The sequence below is a fragment of the Novosphingobium aromaticivorans DSM 12444 genome, from assembly GCF_000013325.1.
GTDB classification, from domain to species: domain Bacteria; phylum Pseudomonadota; class Alphaproteobacteria; order Sphingomonadales; family Sphingomonadaceae; genus Novosphingobium; species Novosphingobium aromaticivorans.
The window spans coordinates 1,696,246-1,712,487 of record NC_007794.1 but is presented as its reverse complement, the minus strand read 5'-3'; the positions used below and the strand labels follow the sequence as shown (position 1 = coordinate 1,712,487).

The following is a 16,242-nucleotide window of genomic DNA, read 5'->3' as shown; positions in this document are numbered from 1 at the left end:
TTTGGCTAGGGCGGCGCCATGCTTCGCATCAATGAACTCAAGCTGCCACTGAACCACGCCGCCGAGGACCTTTCGGCAGCAATCTGCGCGCGTCTGGGCATCGAGCCCACTGACCTCGAACGCTACCAGATCTTCCGCCGCGGCAACGACGCGCGCAAGAAGCATGCGATCCTTCTTACCTACGTGGTCGACTGCGTGGTCAGGAACGAGACAGAAATCCTTGCCCGCTTTGCCGAAGACCAGAATGTCCGTTCCACCCCGGACACTTCCTACAAGTTTCCGGTCATGGCCCCCGCTGGCTGGGACGGCGAACGGCCCGTCGTCATCGGCGCGGGCCCCTGCGGACTGCTGGCGGCACTGATCCTGGCCCAGATGGGCCTCAAGCCGATAATAATCGAGCGCGGCAAGGCGGTTCGCGAACGCACCAAGGACACCTGGGGCCTGTGGCGCCGCTCCGTCCTGACGCCGGAGTCGAACGTCCAGTTCGGCGAAGGCGGCGCAGGCACCTTTTCCGACGGCAAGCTCTACAGCCGGATCAAGGACCCGCGCCATCTTGGTCGCAAGGTTCTGGTGGAATTCGTCAAGGCCGGCGCGCCAGACGACATCCTGACCGAAGCTCACCCGCACATCGGCACCTTCCGCCTTGTCACCATGGTCATGTCGATGCGCGAGACGATCGAAAGCCTTGGCGGCGAATATCGCTTCCAGACCAGGGTCGACGACTTCGAGATCGAGACCGATGGGCAGGGCAATCGTCAACTCGTCGGCCTGCACCTGTCTGACGGTTCGTTCCAGCCGGCACGTCACGTCATCATGGCCGTGGGACATTCCGCGCGCGACACCTTCCACGTTCTCGACGACCGGGGCGTGCATATCGAGGCCAAGCCCTTTGCAATCGGCGTGCGCATCGAGCATCCGCAAAGCTGGATCGACACGGCCCGTTACGGCCCGAGCGCGGGCAACAAGATCCTGGGGCCCGCCGCCTATTCGATCTCGCACAAATGCTCGAACGGACGCACGGTCTATTCATTCTGCATGTGCCCCGGCGGTCGCGTGGTCGCCGCGACGAGCGAGGAAGGACGCGTCGTCACCAATGGCATGAGCCAGTATTCCCGCGCCGAATTCAACGCCAATTCGGGGCTCGTCGTCGATATCGACCCCAGCCGCGATTATCCCGGCGGCCCGATGGCAGGCATCGCGTTCCAGCGTCACTGGGAGAGCCTCGCGTTCGAGGCTGGCGGCGCCAACTACATGGCGCCTGGACAGAAGCTAGGCGATTTCCTTGCCGACCAGCCTTCGACCGAATTTGGCGACGTGATCCCCAGCTACAAGCCGGGCGTACACCTCACCGAACTCAAGAAGTGCCTACCCGATTTCGTCATCGAATCCATCCGCGAGGCGCTTCCCGCCTTTGGCCGCATGGTCCCCGGCTATGACCATCCCGACGTGGTGATGACCGGCGTCGAGACCCGTACGTCCTCGCCCGTCCGGATCACTCGCGGCGCCGATTGCCAGAGCCTCAACACCCGTGGTCTCTACCCGGCCGGCGAAGGCGCGGGCTATGCCGGCGGCATTCTCTCGGCGGCAGTAGATGGCATCAAGGTGGCCGAGGCCCTCGCCGCGCAGCTCGTAAAGTGAGCGCCGCCACCTTTGATGCAATAGTCCTCGGCGCGGGAGCGGCGGGCATGATGGCAGCCCTCACCGCCGGCCAGCGCGGTCGTCGTGTCCTTCTCGTGGACCACGCCCCCGAACCAGGCAAAAAGATCCTGATCTCGGGCGGAGGGCGCTGCAACTTCACCAATATCCACACTGCGCCAGACCGCTACCTCTCCGAAAACCCCCACTTCGCCCGTTCCGCCCTTGCCCGCTACACCCCGGCGGACTTCCTCGCCCTGGTGAACCGCCACGCCATTGCGTGGCACGAGAAGACGCTCGGCCAGCTTTTCTGCGACCATTCCGCGCGCCAGATCGTCGACATGCTCGTGGCGGAATGCCGCGACGGAAGCGTTGCCTTCTCGTTCGGGGCGCCCGTCACCGCCGTCGACCATGGCGACGGGCTCTTCCGCATCACGGTCGATGGACGCGAACGCACGGCGCCTTCGCTTGTCCTTGCAACGGGCGGCCTTTCGATCCCGAAGATGGGCGCCACGGGCTTTTCGCTCGACCTTGCACGCCGCTTCGGCCTGCCAGTCGTGCAGACCCGCCCCGCTCTCGTGCCATTCACCCTGGGCGAGGACGAGGCGTTGTTCCGCTCGCTATCGGGCGTCTCGGCCGAAGTCGTGGCGCGCACAGGCAAGGTTTCCTTCCGCGAGGCCGCCCTCTTTACCCATCGCGGGCTGTCGGGTCCGGCAATGCTCCAGGTCTCGTCCTACTGGCAGCACCGCACGCCGATCGCCGTCGATTTCCTGCCCGATGCGCAGAGCGACTGGCTGCTCGAGGAAAAACGCGTCCGGCCCCGCGCAACCCTTCGCTCGACACTTGCCCGCCGCCTACCCGAACGGCTCGCCGAAGCGCTGGCCGACCGGCTTTCCATCGAAAGCGAACTCGGCAACTGCCGTGACGCCGGCCTGCGCGCCGCGCAAGAGCGCCTTGCCCGCTGGCCGTTCCAGCCCACGGGAACTGAAGGCTATGCCAAGGCCGAGGTCATGGCCGGCGGCATTTCCACACGCGCCCTGTCGCAAAAGACGATGGAGGCAACGAAGGTTTCCGGGCTTTTTGCCGTGGGCGAGGCAGTCGACGTCACCGGGTGGCTTGGCGGCTACAACTTCCAGTGGGCCTGGGCCAGCGGCCGCGCGGCGGGCGAAGCGCTCTAGGCCTAACCACCGATCAGGTCGAGGTAGGCGACTACATCATTGTCGGTCGCGATATAGAGCCCGGCCTGGATCGCCTCGGGCTGGGCTGCCGCCATTTCCAGCGCCTTGTCGAGCGGGCCATAGCACAGTGTTTCAGCGATACCGCCTTCCGGGCCGTCGCCCAGGTGATAAAGTCTTACGGTCACAGCATCATGGGTGGTACGCATCCGGACCGGATACAATTTCCATACGAAACTGTCATCCTTCTGTACGATTACACCGTTTTCGACGTCACAATCCTTGCGATGGCGTTGCGGTTCATTGAATTTTAATTGCCGACTTCGTTGCTTGCCGGCCAAGGGCGGGACAAAATGTACCTTATGTTATCGCCCGCCGTTCACTTCGCATAGGGTCGCGAACGTGGCAAATGGGCCGGGGAACCTTATCGATGTGTCTTGAAGTGCGGCGCCTTCTGCTGGCTGTGTCTGGTCAGAGCGTTCGGCCGCCTTGCGGACCCGTCGGGGCGCGGATCCAGCGGCAGAGGTCCATCTCGTGAATGCGCTCCGCCTTAAGCTGTGGATGACGCTCGCCTTCGTCATGCTGACAGTGGCAGTGCCCGGCGTTATCGCGCGCCATGCGCTCGGCGTCGTACGCGCACAGCATGCCCGCTCCGAAGCCTCATCCCAGTCGCTCAGCGCATTCCAGCGCCTCGCCGTGCTCGGCTACACGCTGCAGCAGGAACGCTACGTCGATCCGGAAGGCTTTGCGAAGGACCGCCTGCTGTACATCGACGGAGTCCGTTCGCACGTCACAAATGCTGAACGGTACATCAATGCCGAAATCCGCCTGATCAGCGAAACCCCGCTCGATCGCCGCAACCGGGCCAAATCCATCGAGGAAGAAGTCAAGCAGCGGGCGAAGCTTCACGTGATCGGGGCCAACCTGGAAAAGTCGCTCATGGGCGACGGCCGGGAGACTCTGTGGGAAGACCTAGTCTTCGAAGCCATCAAGGTCGAAGAACGCGAAGCAAAGGAATACCAGCGCAGCTCCATCGAAACCTTCCAGAGCGTGTCCGACACCCTGTTCCTTACGGTGTCGGTCGTTGGCATATTCGGCATTCTTGCCCTCATATGGGGTCAGCGCCAGGTCATCCGCCCGCTCGGCGCATTGTGGCGCGGCACGCGGGAAATGGCCGAAGGCCGCTACGATCGCCGCGTCCCGGTCGTCGGCACAACCGAGTTTCGTACCATCGCCAACAGCTTCAACACGATGGCCGCGCGCGTCGAAGAAGCCGCCTTGTCGATGCAGCGTACGAACGAGGAACTGGAACGTGCGGTTGCGCGCCGGACATCCGAACTCGCCACGACCAACCGCTCCCTCGAACGGGCGAACCGGCTGCGGCGGCAATTCCTGGCCGATGCCAGCCACGAATTGCGCACGCCCCTGTCGATCATGCGCAGCGAAGCCGAAATCACACTGCGCAAGGCGGATGCGGACATGGACGAACTCAGGACCGGGCTCGACCGCGTGGTTCGGCTTTCCGCGCTCATGGCCGAAATGATCGAAGACATGTTGCAGGTCGCCCGTGCCGAAGAGCCGATGCTGCAGACCGTCATCGCGCCATTCGATGTGGTTGCCGCAACACGCACCTGCATCGACGATTTCCACCGCGTGATCGAGGATGATGGCGGACAGATCATCCTGACCGAATGCCCCGATGCACTGATCGTCGAAGGCGATGCGGTCCGCCTGCAACAGGTGATCCGCATCGTCGTGGACAATGCCGTGTGCTATTCCTCACATGCACCTCACGTGGAAGTCGCTATCCGTCAGGAAGAGGGCGACGCGGTAATCGAGGTGTCGGACCAGGGGGACGGCATCCCCGCCGAAGACATTCCCCACCTGTTCCAGCGCTTCCGTCGCGGCAGCCGCAAAGTCGGCAGTGGCCAGGGCCTCGGCCTTTCCATTGCCAGGTCCATTCTGGAAGCGCTCGGTGGCACGATCAGCCTAGAGAGCCGGCTCCATGAAGGAACCCGGGTATCGATACGTCTCCCCCTCCCGCCAAGCGGGACGGCACATGGAATCATCGCATGAGAATACTCATCATCGAGGACGAGATCGAACTGGCGGGTGCCTTGCACCGTGGCCTTACCCAGGAAGGCTGCAAGGTCACCCTCGCGACCGACGGCTCCACAGGGCTAGAGCTTGCAGCCTCCCTCGCATTCGACTTCATCCTGCTCGACGTGAACCTGCCGGACATGGATGGTTTCGAAGTCTGCGCGCGCCTGCGCGAACAGGGTTCCACCATGCCGATCATCATGGTTACGGCGCGTGACGAGATTGCAGATCGCATTCGCGGGCTCAAGGGTGGCGCGGATGATTACCTGACCAAGCCTTTCGCGTTCGAGGAACTGCTGGCGCGCATGGACGCGATCAAGCGTCGCATGGCACCCTCGCAAGGTGGCAAGGTACAGCCCGATGGACGGATCACCGTCGGCGACCTACACTTCGATCCGCGCACGATGACCCTGACGAGGGCAGGCACGCCGGTGCAGCTCACGGTCAAGGAAATGGGTGTACTGCGTCTCTTGATGGAATCGCCGGGCACGGTGATCTCGCGCACCGAAATCCTTCGCGCAGTCTGGGGAATGGAGGACGATCCCCTGACCAACATTGTCGAAGTCTACCTGAGCCGACTGCGCCGCAAGCTCCACGCCCTCGGCCCGCCAGTGGTCGAAAACGTGCGTGGCTTCGGGTACCGCCTGATCGCTTAAAAAGGGGCGCCGGCAAGGCGCCCCTCTCGTTCAACTTACGAGGCCAGTCGCCCGGTTCCGCTATCCGGCGTGCGTTGCCGCAGCCATTGCAGCGCCAGGACCGCCACCAGCGACAAGGCAAGCAGCGGCAACACCGCCGCCAGCGTGCCAAGCGCCAGCCAAGATCCCCACCCTGCACGGCCGGACCGCGCGGCAGCGGGCACCCCGACACCGGCCGCGGACTTGCGCCGCCGCCACATCAGGAAACCGGTCACGCTCATCCCGGCAAGCCCGGTCACGGTCAGCACGCCGATCAGTTGGTTGACCGGCCCGAAGAGCTGCCCCTCATGCCACGCGACGCCATATCCGATGACCCGGTCGATGGGATGCCTGTCGGCAAAGGTTTCGCGAGATGTCTCGCGCCCGTTTCGCGCATCATAGGTAAGCGTCACCCGCAAGGTCCGGTTCTGCGTGTCCGAGCGCACGGTCCACGCCGCAACGCTATTTCCTCCAAAGCGACCGGGTGCGCCCGGGGGCGTCACCACCACGGGAAATGCAAGCCGCTCACTCTTTGCCCTGGCCACGATCTCGGCGAGGAACGGGCCGGTCGCGCCGTTCCCATGATGGCTTCCATGCGCGTGGACCGGCCGCCCCGTAACCGGCGATTGCGCGGCATCCCCCATGCCTTCATGCCCGAAGTGCTCACCGGCATCGGGCGCACGTCCGCCGATGGTCCAGTCCTGCACGCCCTTCTGCCAGCCGAACTCGGCCCGCACCGCCTTGAAGGCGCTGCCCCAGACGTCCGCCCACGGCAGGCCAGTCACCAGCAGGACAAGCGCAAGCCCGGAAACCCAGAAGCCGGTCACCGCATGCATGTCGCGCAGGGCCGCCCTCGCGCCAAGATGCAGCCGCGGCCACAGGACGCCCGCAGTGCCCCGCCCGCGTGGCCACCAAAGGTAGAGCCCGCCCGCGATCATCGCGATGGACCAACTGGCAGCCAGTTCGACCAGCCAGCTCCCGCGCGGACCGACAAGCAACTGCCCGTGAACGTCGTGGACCACTTGCATGATCCGCCAGCGCGGATCCATGGTGCCAACGACCCTGCCGTGCGGAGAAACGAATACTTCGCGAGAGCCTCCGTCGGGAAGACCGACAAGCACGAGCGCTGCCGCGCCCTCTGAGCGCGGCAGGCGGTAGGACCGGAACGAGCCATGCGGAAATGCCCGCAGAGCGGCCGCCACATGGTCATCCGGCGCGACCGCCAGCGATGGCGCCTCGGCCATGGCAGCCGCGTCGAACGCCCGCTCCTCCCAGGCATCAACCTGCGGCTTGAACAGATAGATTCCCCCCGTCACCGACAGCAGCAGGAGCATCGGCATCACGAACAGGCCGGCCAGGAAGTGCCAGCGCTGAATCGTGCGATAGCGCGCGACGCGGCTCATAACGTCCACCCCGCTTCCAGGAAGAAGGTGCGCTGCGAGTAAGGATGGAAGACCCACGCACGATCATTGGTCAGGTTGTCCACGCCAGCAGACAGGCGCAAGTTCGAGCGGACGCTCCAGTTAACCCGTGCGTCGAGCGCGAATAGCTCGGATGTGAAGCCGAAGGTGTCGCCGCGCTGCTGCCCGAAAAGGTCAGTGTTAGGACGGCTGGCAAAGCGCGCCCCTACCGAGACCTGAAGCGATGGCGCCACCGAGTAGCGCAGGTGCCCGTTTGTCCGCCAGCGCGGAATACGCGGGAACTGCACGCCTTCGGCCGATCTATTCGATGGATTACGCAGGGTCCGGGAATCAATCCACGCTCCGTTAAGGTCGATGTCCATCCCTTGGATCGGCCAGTCGCGGGCCTCCGCGATCAGCTCGGTGCCCACCTGTCGCGTCAACTCGATGTTCTTGAAGTTGCTTGTCGTGACGCCGTTCTGGTTGAACCCGGTGAAGGAGAAGATGGTGTTGCGCACGCGCTGGTAGAACACGGATCCCGTAAGCCTGACCGGGCCAAAATCCCGTGCGATGAGCAGATTTGCATCCCGGCTCCTTTCGGGCTTCAGGTTGGGATCGAAGCTGTCGGAATTGAACGAGCCGTCGCCGTTGAGGCTGCCCTGGAACAATTCACCCACAGTTGGATAGCGCGTGGCCGTGGCAAGGCTCAGCTGCATCCGCATTCCGTCACCAAGGCCGTATTCGATCGAAAGGCTGGGATCGAACGAGCTATTGTGGCGCGAAGGGTAACGGTTTGCCTGCAAGCCGCCGTCATAGGCCCGCCAGTCGTCATGGCGGGCGCCCACCGTGACCTTCAATGGGCCCATCGGCAGGCGCGCTTCCGCCCAGGCCGAGATCAGGCGCGTTCGCCCGAAGGTTCTTGTTACCGGCACTTTTCCGGCTGCGCTTTGCCAGTTGGTCAGCTTGTAACGGGTCTGATCCGTGCGATAGGCATTTGCCGAAATGCCAAGAGCCAGTTCGCGACGTTCGGTCTTGTTCTCGACCGCAACATCCGTCGTCCACCAGCCTGTCGGGCCTTGCCGCGCCAGGTTGCCGGCCCCGTTGCTCACCCCGGCCGAATGGCTGGCGGACGTAAATCCGTCGCTGCGCAGGATCTGGTACGTCGACGCTGCAAGGCGAACGGTGGTCTCCTCGGCAATCGGCGCGGACAGCCGGAGGCCAGCCAGAAGCTCGTCGCGCAGCGTCCGCGAAAACGTGGCGCCGGACGCGGTGTAGCTTTGGGTGCCGATACGGACTCGTCCCTCGCAGACGGCCTCGCCGGCCTCGTCCTTCAGGAAGCATACCGGCTCTGTCTGGTTGTCCTCGTTGTGCCAGAATGCCAGCAGGGCCTCTCCGGTCACGCTGCCATCATCATAGCCGATCCGAGCCTTGGCCTGGTCCTGCCTGATGCGAGCTGGCGATTGCGCCGCGAAATACGGGTTCGATGCGTTGCCGGGGGCTCCGGGAATGCCGGTTCCATCGGCCGTCGCACGCTCGTGTTCCGGATCAACCACCGCGCCCGTCACAACCACGCCGCCGGAGCCGGAGACTGGCGTCAGGCCAAGGAACGACATAGGCTGGCCCGTATTGCGAAAGTGTCGGCCGCTCACCCGCAGAGACCACGGCCCTTCCTTCTGTCGCAAGCCGATTCCCGCCTCCAAAGAACCACCCTCGTAAGTATCGTGGGCGCCGAACTGGCTGTAGGGTTGCAGGATCTCCTGCACGTTCGCAAAGGCTTCGGTATCCCGGGGCGCGCGGGTCGTGATGTCGACGATGCCGCCCATCGCGTTTCCGGGAAAGCGCGCGCTGTACGGGCCGTAGACGACGTCGAATTGCTCGACTTCGCCTGGTCCGACCACGCCCCACTTCGGCGCGAAGTTGAAGCTGTTGCCAAGGAAGTTGGACACGACAAACCCGTCCACCATGACCAGCGTGCGCGCGCTTTGCGTTGAATGGGTTCCGCGAAACCCTGGAACGCCGTTGCTGTCTCCCGCATAGCGCTTGCGCACGAAGAAGTTCGGCGCGTACTTGATCAGGTCTTCCGTGTTCGAAGCGTTCACGGCATCCAGTTGCTCCCTGCCAAGGCTGACTGCCAGCCCTCTCGCCGGGATCGCCATTACGGCCTCCCGCTGGCCAAGAACCATGATCTCTGCATGCGTTTCATCGACTGGTTTCTCCTCGGCAAATGCCTGGGAACCCGCTGCCGACGCGGCCACGGCCAACGTCGCGGCAATCGCGCGATGTGATGTCGTCATTATACAAGCCTTCGTCCCGCCCGCCGCATTGCGCGGGCATGCTGTCTCTGCGGCCTGCCAAGCAGGCCGGGTCTGGATGGAGATCAGCCGAAGACTGGTGGAGCGCGAAGCGGGGGACGAATTCGGCGCGCGGACGTCAGCCGCAGTGCGGGGACCGGCAGGAAGCCGCGCAGGAGGATGAAGGCGAGCGCGAGCAGAAGAAGCGCCGGATCGGCCCCTGCCCCCAGCGCGGCCATGGAAAGCGCTCCGTACGGACAGGCCTCGCCCGTCTCTCCGCCCTGGCGCCGCGGTTCCTTCGACGGTACGGCGATTTCCCGGGTGGTCTTTGGCAGGCCGCTGGCGTCCGAACAGATCGCCACCGTCAGGACACGCCCGTGCGTCTCCACCATGAAACCGGCCGGAACCAGCGCCTTCATGCCGATCGCCAGCGCGACGAGCGCGAGCACAAGGCCCCGGCGGGCCAGAAGAAAGTATCGGAGGCGCCCCATGACGCACGCGCCTCTAGCCATCCGAAGCCGTGCTGTCACGGTCGCGTGCATGAAAACCGAATGAAGACAAAAAATCCGGCGAACCCGGTTGACCGCACCGCCCGCCAAGGTTAGGAGCGCGGCCTGCCACGCGGACGCCATCGTTCGCACATGGGGCGGAGTAGCTCAGCAGGTTAGAGCAGCGGAATCATAATCCGCGTGTCGGGGGTTCGAGTCCCTCCTCCGCTACCACGGCGATCTTCCCGAACAGGAAAGCCACAACCGGGTCCTCGCCTACCCCGCGCTGGCTGCTGCCATGATCAGGCGGCGATGGCACCAGGCGTGGTGCTGGAATGGCCGGCTGCAGAACGGCGGCGGTCAGGACCGCCGAAGTCGGCCCCTTCGCCCAAGGCCCAGGCAACGGCCTGCGTACGGTTCTTTAGATGCAGCTTGCGCAGGATCGCCTTGACGTGAACCTTCACGGTCGCCTCGGTTATGCCAAGGTTCTGGGCGATGACCTTGTTAGGTTCGCCTCGGCACATGCGACGGAATGTCTCGATTTCGCGCTCGGAGAGGGTGCCGGCCAGGTCCGGGCCGGGACGGGCAGGACGCGTGCGACGTTCCATTGTTTCGGGAAGGAACTGCGCGAGCGCGCTTGGCATGACCTTTTCACCAAGGGCGATGAGGCGAAGCGATTCCATGAGGGACTGGCAGCCGATCTCCTTGACGATGTAGCCATCGGCACCGGCGGCGAACGCGCGCATCACGCCTTCGAACTCGAAGCTTTCGGCGAGGATCACAAGGCGAGCCTGCGGATAGGATGCCTTGTAGCCCTTGAACATCGCCTGGAGATCGAGTTGGTCGCCCTTGCCGGTATCCAGCACGATAAGGTGCGGACCTGCCAAGTCCCGTGGCCAATCGGAGGAAACGGAGTACTCCTCCTGAGACACGGCAACTCTGAAACTGCCCCCTTCGAGCAGGAGGCGAAGCCCTTCGCGGCCGATGCTGTTACGGCCGAGCAGAAAGACAGACGTTTCCGACGAAAGATTGCTCATGGACAATACCTCATGCGAGCCCTCCAAAATCCCCGAATCTCATCTCGAGAATCTGCAGGACAGAGTGCCAATCGTTAGGAAGTATTAATCCATTTTAACCACTAAAAGTCTAGCCACAAAGAGGTACCACATCGGGACTTATACTGACCATTTAGCGTTAAAAAATCTTAATAATCCGGAAAATCTCAGGGTCTTCGGGATCTATCCCAAAGTATTACTCCGTATATTTCCGGAAGCCCCGGCCCGTATTTCGACACCGTTTTTGCCCCGGTGGTTGAATACGCCCTGAAATGATCGGCAACCGGCTGCCCGATTCTCGCCTAATAAGCTGTTTTATATTGATTATTCAGCCCGCCGACGGAAACCGTGCGACAAAAGCTCCAGCGAAACCGACCCATCCGGTTTACTGCGATTTACGGGTGCACCCCGCCATCCGGAACTTTCCGGAGCGTTAACTTTTCACGCTAACTATCCTGCTCCGACGAGCAGAATAACCTCACCCCTTCGACGGTCCGCGAATCGCGTTCGCGACATCGCGCAAGGTCGCACGAGGGACCGGTGGCGAACCGACCACCGCCATTTGGCGAGGCTCCTCCTTCCCCGAATAGATACGACGATACTGTTCCACGATACCCGACCAGTCGTAATCCGCATGGACCCGCGCCCGCATCACCTCGCCCATCGAGGCGCGCAAATCAGGATGGCGCAGCAGACGCAGAAGCGCTGCGGCGGTCGCCTCGGGATCGACAAGAGCCGTGATGATACCGCCATGGGGTTCGCCCGGCTTATTGCCTTCGATCAGTTCGCGACAACTGCCAACATCGGGCGCAACCGATGGAATGCCGCATGCGCCTGCCTCGAGAATGACCAGCGGCTGGGCTTCCGATAGGCTGGTCAGGACGAGTATGTCGATCTTCGGCATCCAGTCGACCACATTGACCCGGCCGGGAAACGCGATCACGTCTCCGAGTCCGAGTTCGTCGACAAGCGCAGTACAGTCGAGAGCGTAATCCACGTCTTCATCCCGGGGGCCGAGCACCGCAAAGCGCGCATCGGGGAATGCCGCGTGAACAAGACCTGCGGCACGAATGAAGGTCTTGATGTCCTTGATAGGTACGACGCGGCCGATGAGAGCAATGAGCGGCCGCTGTTCGTCACGGCGGGAGACTACGCCCTCGAAGCGTTCAGGCCGGATGCCGTTGGGGATGACCCGCAGGCTCTTGCGCCGAGCCCCCATGCGCGCCTGGACTTCGCTGTTGGCGCCGTAAAGCGCAATGATCGGATGGCAGACGTCGTAACACCCTCGGGCGTAGCTTTCGAACGCAGCCGCCCACAGGTCGCGCAGATCATGCTGTTCGCGTTCAAGCGCCAGTCCGTTGTCGATCTGATCCCCCATCCATTCCGCCATCATGATCTCGATCTGCCGCTCGAGCAGATAGATGCCGTGCTCGGTAAGGAACGCGGGGCGTCCGGTTTCATGCCGCGCGCGCGCCGCAAGCAGGCCAGCGAACCCGGTGGACAGGGTGTGGTAGGTGCGTGCCCTCGGCAGCGGCGCCAGAAGAACGGCGAGCAAGCCTCCCAAGAGGATCCGGGTTGCCCAGAAGAAATGATGGAACGAAGCGGAGGGGAATGCTTCGCGGTAATGTTCCGTGAGGATCGAGAACATCTGCGCGCTGGACATGACATCGCCAGGATGCGGCTTGCGATCGAGCGCGGCCAGCTCGGCCACCAGGGTTCGCAGTATTTCGGGCTGGCCCTCCTGAAGGAAACGCAGGAGCAGGCGCCCTATCCGGTCGGCAAGGCTCGGCGGTAGCGCGGCCGGTCTGCGCGGGGCGAACGACAGCGGGACCTCCACGACCTCGATCACGTTTGGGGGCGGTTCGACGTTCCATTTCTGTGGTTCCTCGTCGGCCTTGATCGCCACGACGGAAAAGGTCAGTTCCGGCAAGCTGGTGATCAATTCCTGAAGCCAGCTTGCAACGCCGCCCGTAACATAGGGATAGGCGCCTTCGACGATGACGCAGACATCGCTTTCGCGTCCGGTCATGCCGGCGCCATGGATGGGGCGCCTGCCGAACCGGAAGACGCCGGGCGATACGCCTGCAGCGTGGCCAGTGCCTTCATTGCAGCGTCGCGCCGCCTAGCCTGAAGCCCTGGTTCGGCTAGCAATGCCGTAAGTCGATCCGTCGCTTTCGCGCGCAAGGCCGTTGCCTGGGACTGCGAAAGCAGCACGTTGTTGCAGCCATGATCATAGAGCAGCATCGCAAAGTCGAAGCGATCCTGGACGCCGGGCGCGGGCATGGCCTCGAATCGCGCGATACGTTCGGCCAGGTTCGCGCTGATCTGGGCGGACGTTGCCGCCGCCAGCGCGCGCACAGTCTGATCCGGATCTGCCAGCGCCATTGCGACGAGAGGCGAAAGTTTCGGTTCGAATGACCGGACCACAGTCTGCAGCGCGGCACAGCGGGATTCGAGGTCGCCGTGGCGCAAGATGGTGGCGATCGATTCAACGCCAGGCGCGGACGGAAAGCGCATGCGATCGTCCAGCAGGCGCGCCGTCAAGAGCTGGCTGCCATGCAGCCGATGACGGGCCGGTACGGCCGCTTCGAACGGCATTCCGTGTTCTGTCGTGCGCAGAGCGAGCATCGACCAGGGTCGGAACAGGATGAAAAGAAGTATGGCTGCGGGGCCGAAGACCGCTCCGAGCGGCAGTGAGAGACCATTCCAGTCCCACGGGCTCCAGCCTGGCCTGCCTTCGGCGCCGGCAGGGCGGGAATCGAGCGCGAGCACGCCGAAGGCCGCGACGGTAAAGGCAACATGGACGACCGAATACCAAGGGGAAGCAGAAAGCCCCGCGCCTGCCCAGCCACCAAGCAGGATCACGTCCGCAATGGCCAGGGCAAGCAGAAGCGTCACGCAGCGTGTTCCTGCGCAAGCAGCCAGGGGCGCTGGGGCAGCTTCATGGGTTCGGCGGGCGCCGGAACCTCGTTGGCGAGTTGTCCGAGCGAATATGCGATGTGGATGAGGGCGGCGCGCATGGATTGCGTAAGAACCTCCTCGCCCATCCCTTCCAACGAAAGCAGGCCGCGCAGGTAGGGATCGCCATCGGCGTAGACTGGCACGACCGCGCAGCGCGGCGAAACCTGCACGATGGGCTGATCGCCGGGGATTGCGCCCCGCCAGATGTCCGCGATCACGCCGTCGGAGCGCAGATCGCCGCGCGCGCCATTTCCGCGCAGGAGCGGCAGCAACTGATCGCCGACCACGACGTAGAAGGTGAATGCCCCGCCTTTCGTCGCCACGTTGACGAGGCGCTCGATGCCGGCAAGTTGCTGCGAGGGTCGCATGTCGACCAGTTCGACCGCCGCGGCGATCGCATCGGCAATGGTGCGCTCTTCAAGCGCGATCCGGACCTGGAGAGCGCGGTTCGTTTCTGCAAGCTCGCCGATGATCTCGGTCAGCTTGTTCTGTTCGCGCGTGAGACGGTTCCGGTGGCGCGCCAGCCTGCGCATTGCACCAAGGTGCGAAGATGTGATCTCGCCTGTGACGAGCGCCGTGGTGACCCAGAGCATGGGCAGGATGGAGAGGGAAAGCATCCTCTCGAGGTGGTCGCCAGTCTGCACCTGCTCGCCGTCCAGAACCCAGATCAACGAGGCGAGGATCGCCGCCAACAGCCCCGGCCCGCTACCATAGGCAACAGCCATCAGGATAACCGGCAACCAGAACGGATGCGGCTCAAGCGCGGCGAATGCATCGCCAGCCGCAACCGCATGATCGACCACGACCAGGAGGACGAAGAACAGGAGCGTTTCCACGAACGGGCGCGCGCTGGTAGCATTGGCCGGGCGAAGGCCGGATGTGCGCATGCCGGGCGAGACGTTTTCTCCGGCGGGGGGAATGCCAAGCAGCAGCGACTTGATTTGCATCACCGTCTCCCGAGTGCGCGCGAGATCGACAGGCGCAGGAAATACTGCCGACCGGACACCACCGGTCGGGAAATGGAGCTGACTCCGCCGCCAGCCTCGATCCGCCAGGCATCGCCGACATTGAACAGCGCTCCGACGCTGGCGGTCGGACCGTCGCCGCCGTAGCGGTCCTTGGTCCAACCACCCGCAGCGGTGACCTGGGCGTTGCGGATGGACTTGCTCATCACGACCTGGACGGTGTGGTTCTCGCGGTCGGACAGCGGGATAAAGGGAGTTCCATTGGGGCGCAGGTCCACCCGGCCGACATATTCAGCGTCCAGCCTGTAGCTTAGCTGGACCGACAGAGGACGGCGCAACGCGAGGACATCGACCCCGGCGAGGACCTGCGTCGTGCGGGTGCGCACGCCGCCGCCCGGCAGGCCATAGCGGTTGAGAACCGCATCGCCCTGCACGACGATTTCGGGCGTCAGGCGAAAAGTGCCCCCTGCCCCGATCCTGGTCATGTGCCCGCCAAATGCCGCCTGCTCGGCCGTGGAGAAATCCGGCATACGGTAAGAGCCATAGAGCCGCGCCTCGCGCTCGGGCGGCCCTGCCACGAGCCGCGCGCCGGCACCGACGACGTCGTGGTCGAGCAGTGCCGAGGCGAGGACCGTAATCCGCACCGCATCGGCAAGGCGCAGGCTGGCGTTGCCGTCGGCGATGGTCAGGTTGTGGGTCACCTTTGGCAGGTAGCCGGTGGCGCTTGCAACGGATTCGACGATCGTGCGGACATGGCGCAGGCCGGCGCCCGCGGTCAGGCCTTCGCCGACCGGCACGTTGACGTCGATGCCCGATTCCCACTGCGAGAAGGTCTTGCCATCGCGATAGATCGTGCCTGCGGTCACTCGGCCACCTGCATCGCCGATGATCCGGCGGGCCATGGGATCATCCGCAGCGAGCGAGAGGTAGCGCGCGGCGGCATCGCGGGTACGACCCTCGGCGGCCTCGGCGTCGGCCAATGCGCGCTGGACGCGGGCGTCGCCGGGATGGGCCTGTGCAAGTTCTTCGAGGCGCCGACGCGCCTCGCCGGGATAACCGGCGGCGGCATCGGCCTGGGCCCGGGCAAGCGCAAGCTCGATCTCGCCATCGGCGTCGGAAGTAACGGTCGCCGTCGCCGTTCCTACCGGTGCATCCTCGACGAAGCGGACGCTCAACGAGCGGGCCTGCTGGTCGATGGCTATGCTGCTGCCTTCGGCAGGCCGCATGACGAGGCTGTCGTCGTTCCACCTGAGGTCTGCCAGATAAGGGCCGGTCGCGGCGGCAAATCGCGCGATCTCTTCCTCGGCCAGCGGCTTGTCGAAGCGGACGACGACTTCATATCCGTCACGCTCCACGGAAAGTTGGACGGGTACGGCCCAGGCAAGCGTCGCTTCCCGGGATAGCTCGACGGACTCTGCCGGAGCGGGCGCGTCCTGGGCGGCTGCCGGCACTGCGGCAAAAGCCGAAAGCGAAAGAATGAGGGCGATACGCATGTATC

General features: G+C 64.0%; 13 protein-coding genes and 1 tRNA gene. 5 read left to right on the top strand and 9 right to left on the bottom strand.

The features are described 5' to 3' along the window. Window positions 1–18: 18 nt before the first annotated feature. Window positions 19–1,638, top strand: a complete 1,620-nt coding sequence (locus tag SARO_RS08200) for an NAD(P)/FAD-dependent oxidoreductase (protein ID WP_011445285.1) — start codon at window positions 19–21, stop codon at window positions 1,636–1,638. Then, on the top strand, window positions 1,635–2,813 hold the full coding sequence (locus tag SARO_RS08195) for an NAD(P)/FAD-dependent oxidoreductase (protein ID WP_011445284.1): 1,179 nt from the start codon (window positions 1,635–1,637) through the stop codon (window positions 2,811–2,813). The genes SARO_RS08200 and SARO_RS08195 overlap by 4 nt, the downstream gene beginning before the upstream one ends. 2 nt (window positions 2,814–2,815) lie before the next feature. On the opposite strand, the gene SARO_RS20640 is transcribed toward SARO_RS08195, so the two are convergent. Continuing rightward, the gene (locus SARO_RS20640) at window positions 2,816–3,019 is read right to left on the bottom strand and encodes a hypothetical protein (protein ID WP_011445283.1); all 204 of its coding nucleotides are present in this window, start codon (window positions 3,017–3,019) and stop codon (window positions 2,816–2,818) included. 352 nt (window positions 3,020–3,371) lie between these two features. Here SARO_RS20640 and SARO_RS08185 point away from each other — a divergent pair, with 352 nt between their 5' ends. Continuing rightward, window positions 3,372–4,886, top strand: coding sequence for a sensor histidine kinase (locus tag SARO_RS08185; RefSeq protein WP_041550243.1), 1,515 nt, complete (start codon window positions 3,372–3,374; stop codon window positions 4,884–4,886). Further along, window positions 4,883–5,566 carry a response regulator transcription factor gene (locus SARO_RS08180; protein WP_011445281.1) on the top strand — a complete coding sequence of 228 codons (684 nt, stop codon included), beginning with the start codon at window positions 4,883–4,885 and terminating at the stop codon, window positions 5,564–5,566. Before SARO_RS08185 ends, SARO_RS08180 begins: the two co-directional genes overlap by 4 nt. 35 nt (window positions 5,567–5,601) lie before the next feature. On the opposite strand, the gene SARO_RS08175 is transcribed toward SARO_RS08180, so the two are convergent. The 3 genes from SARO_RS08175 to SARO_RS08165 all read right to left on the bottom strand — a co-directional run bounded on the left by SARO_RS08175 (window position 5,602) and on the right by SARO_RS08165 (window position 9,766). Beyond that, window positions 5,602–6,987: a PepSY-associated TM helix domain-containing protein gene (locus tag SARO_RS08175; protein WP_011445280.1), complete on the bottom strand. Its 1,386-nt coding sequence runs from the start codon at window positions 6,985–6,987 to the stop codon at window positions 5,602–5,604. Further along, window positions 6,984–9,278 carry a TonB-dependent receptor gene (locus SARO_RS08170; RefSeq protein WP_143004895.1) on the bottom strand — a complete coding sequence of 765 codons (2,295 nt, stop codon included), beginning with the start codon at window positions 9,276–9,278 and terminating at the stop codon, window positions 6,984–6,986. Before SARO_RS08170 ends, SARO_RS08175 begins: the two co-directional genes overlap by 4 nt. Before the next feature lie 83 nt (window positions 9,279–9,361). Continuing rightward, window positions 9,362–9,766, bottom strand: coding sequence for a DUF2946 family protein (locus SARO_RS08165; RefSeq protein WP_011445278.1), 405 nt, complete (start codon window positions 9,764–9,766; stop codon window positions 9,362–9,364). A gap of 154 nt (window positions 9,767–9,920) precedes the next feature. On the opposite strand from SARO_RS08165, the gene SARO_RS08160 reads away from it, so the two are divergent. Then, window positions 9,921–9,997: transfer RNA gene (locus SARO_RS08160), tRNA-Met, on the top strand. Between the two features lie 68 nt (window positions 9,998–10,065). Here SARO_RS08160 and SARO_RS08155 read toward each other — a convergent pair. The 5 genes from SARO_RS08155 to SARO_RS08135 all read right to left on the bottom strand — a co-directional run bounded on the left by SARO_RS08155 (window position 10,066) and on the right by SARO_RS08135 (window position 16,237). After that, complete coding sequence (locus tag SARO_RS08155; protein ID WP_176929340.1) at window positions 10,066–10,650, bottom strand: LuxR C-terminal-related transcriptional regulator; 585 nt, start codon at window positions 10,648–10,650, stop codon at window positions 10,066–10,068. Between the two features lie 646 nt (window positions 10,651–11,296). Further along, window positions 11,297–12,847, bottom strand: a complete 1,551-nt coding sequence (gene pelF / locus SARO_RS08150; RefSeq protein WP_011445276.1) for a GT4 family glycosyltransferase PelF — start codon at window positions 12,845–12,847, stop codon at window positions 11,297–11,299. After that, window positions 12,844–13,716: a hypothetical protein gene (locus tag SARO_RS08145; protein WP_011445275.1), complete on the bottom strand. Its 873-nt coding sequence runs from the start codon at window positions 13,714–13,716 to the stop codon at window positions 12,844–12,846. The genes pelF and SARO_RS08145 overlap by 4 nt, the downstream gene beginning before the upstream one ends. Then, on the bottom strand, window positions 13,713–14,726 hold the full coding sequence (locus SARO_RS20205; protein WP_011445274.1) for a hypothetical protein: 1,014 nt from the start codon (window positions 14,724–14,726) through the stop codon (window positions 13,713–13,715). Before SARO_RS20205 ends, SARO_RS08145 begins: the two co-directional genes overlap by 4 nt. Beyond that, window positions 14,726–16,237, bottom strand: a complete 1,512-nt coding sequence (locus tag SARO_RS08135; RefSeq protein ID WP_049759352.1) for a tetratricopeptide repeat protein — start codon at window positions 16,235–16,237, stop codon at window positions 14,726–14,728. Before SARO_RS08135 ends, SARO_RS20205 begins: the two co-directional genes overlap by 1 nt. Window positions 16,238–16,242 lie beyond the last annotated feature (5 nt).

What these genes read in the sequence shown, in the direction of transcription:
- SARO_RS20640 (WP_011445283.1), bottom strand. Translation starts at nt 3,019, where the DNA reads ATGCGTACCACCCATGATGCTGTGACCGTAAGACTTTATCACCTGGGC.
- SARO_RS20205 (WP_011445274.1), bottom strand. Translation starts at nt 14,726, where the DNA reads ATGCAAATCAAGTCGCTGCTGCTTGGCATTCCCCCCGCCGGAGAAAAC.
- pelF (WP_011445276.1), bottom strand. Translation starts at nt 12,847, where the DNA reads ATGACCGGACGCGAAAGCGATGTCTGCGTCATCGTCGAAGGCGCCTAT.
- SARO_RS08185 (WP_041550243.1), top strand. Translation starts at nt 3,372, where the DNA reads ATGACGCTCGCCTTCGTCATGCTGACAGTGGCAGTGCCCGGCGTTATC.
- SARO_RS08180 (WP_011445281.1), top strand. Translation starts at nt 4,883, where the DNA reads ATGAGAATACTCATCATCGAGGACGAGATCGAACTGGCGGGTGCCTTG.
- SARO_RS08170 (WP_143004895.1), bottom strand. Translation starts at nt 9,278, where the DNA reads ATGACGACATCACATCGCGCGATTGCCGCGACGTTGGCCGTGGCCGCG.
- SARO_RS08135 (WP_049759352.1), bottom strand. Translation starts at nt 16,237, where the DNA reads ATGCGTATCGCCCTCATTCTTTCGCTTTCGGCTTTTGCCGCAGTGCCG.
- SARO_RS08175 (WP_011445280.1), bottom strand. Translation starts at nt 6,987, where the DNA reads ATGAGCCGCGTCGCGCGCTATCGCACGATTCAGCGCTGGCACTTCCTG.
- SARO_RS08165 (WP_011445278.1), bottom strand. Translation starts at nt 9,766, where the DNA reads ATGGGGCGCCTCCGATACTTTCTTCTGGCCCGCCGGGGCCTTGTGCTC.
- SARO_RS08200 (WP_011445285.1), top strand. Translation starts at nt 19, where the DNA reads ATGCTTCGCATCAATGAACTCAAGCTGCCACTGAACCACGCCGCCGAG.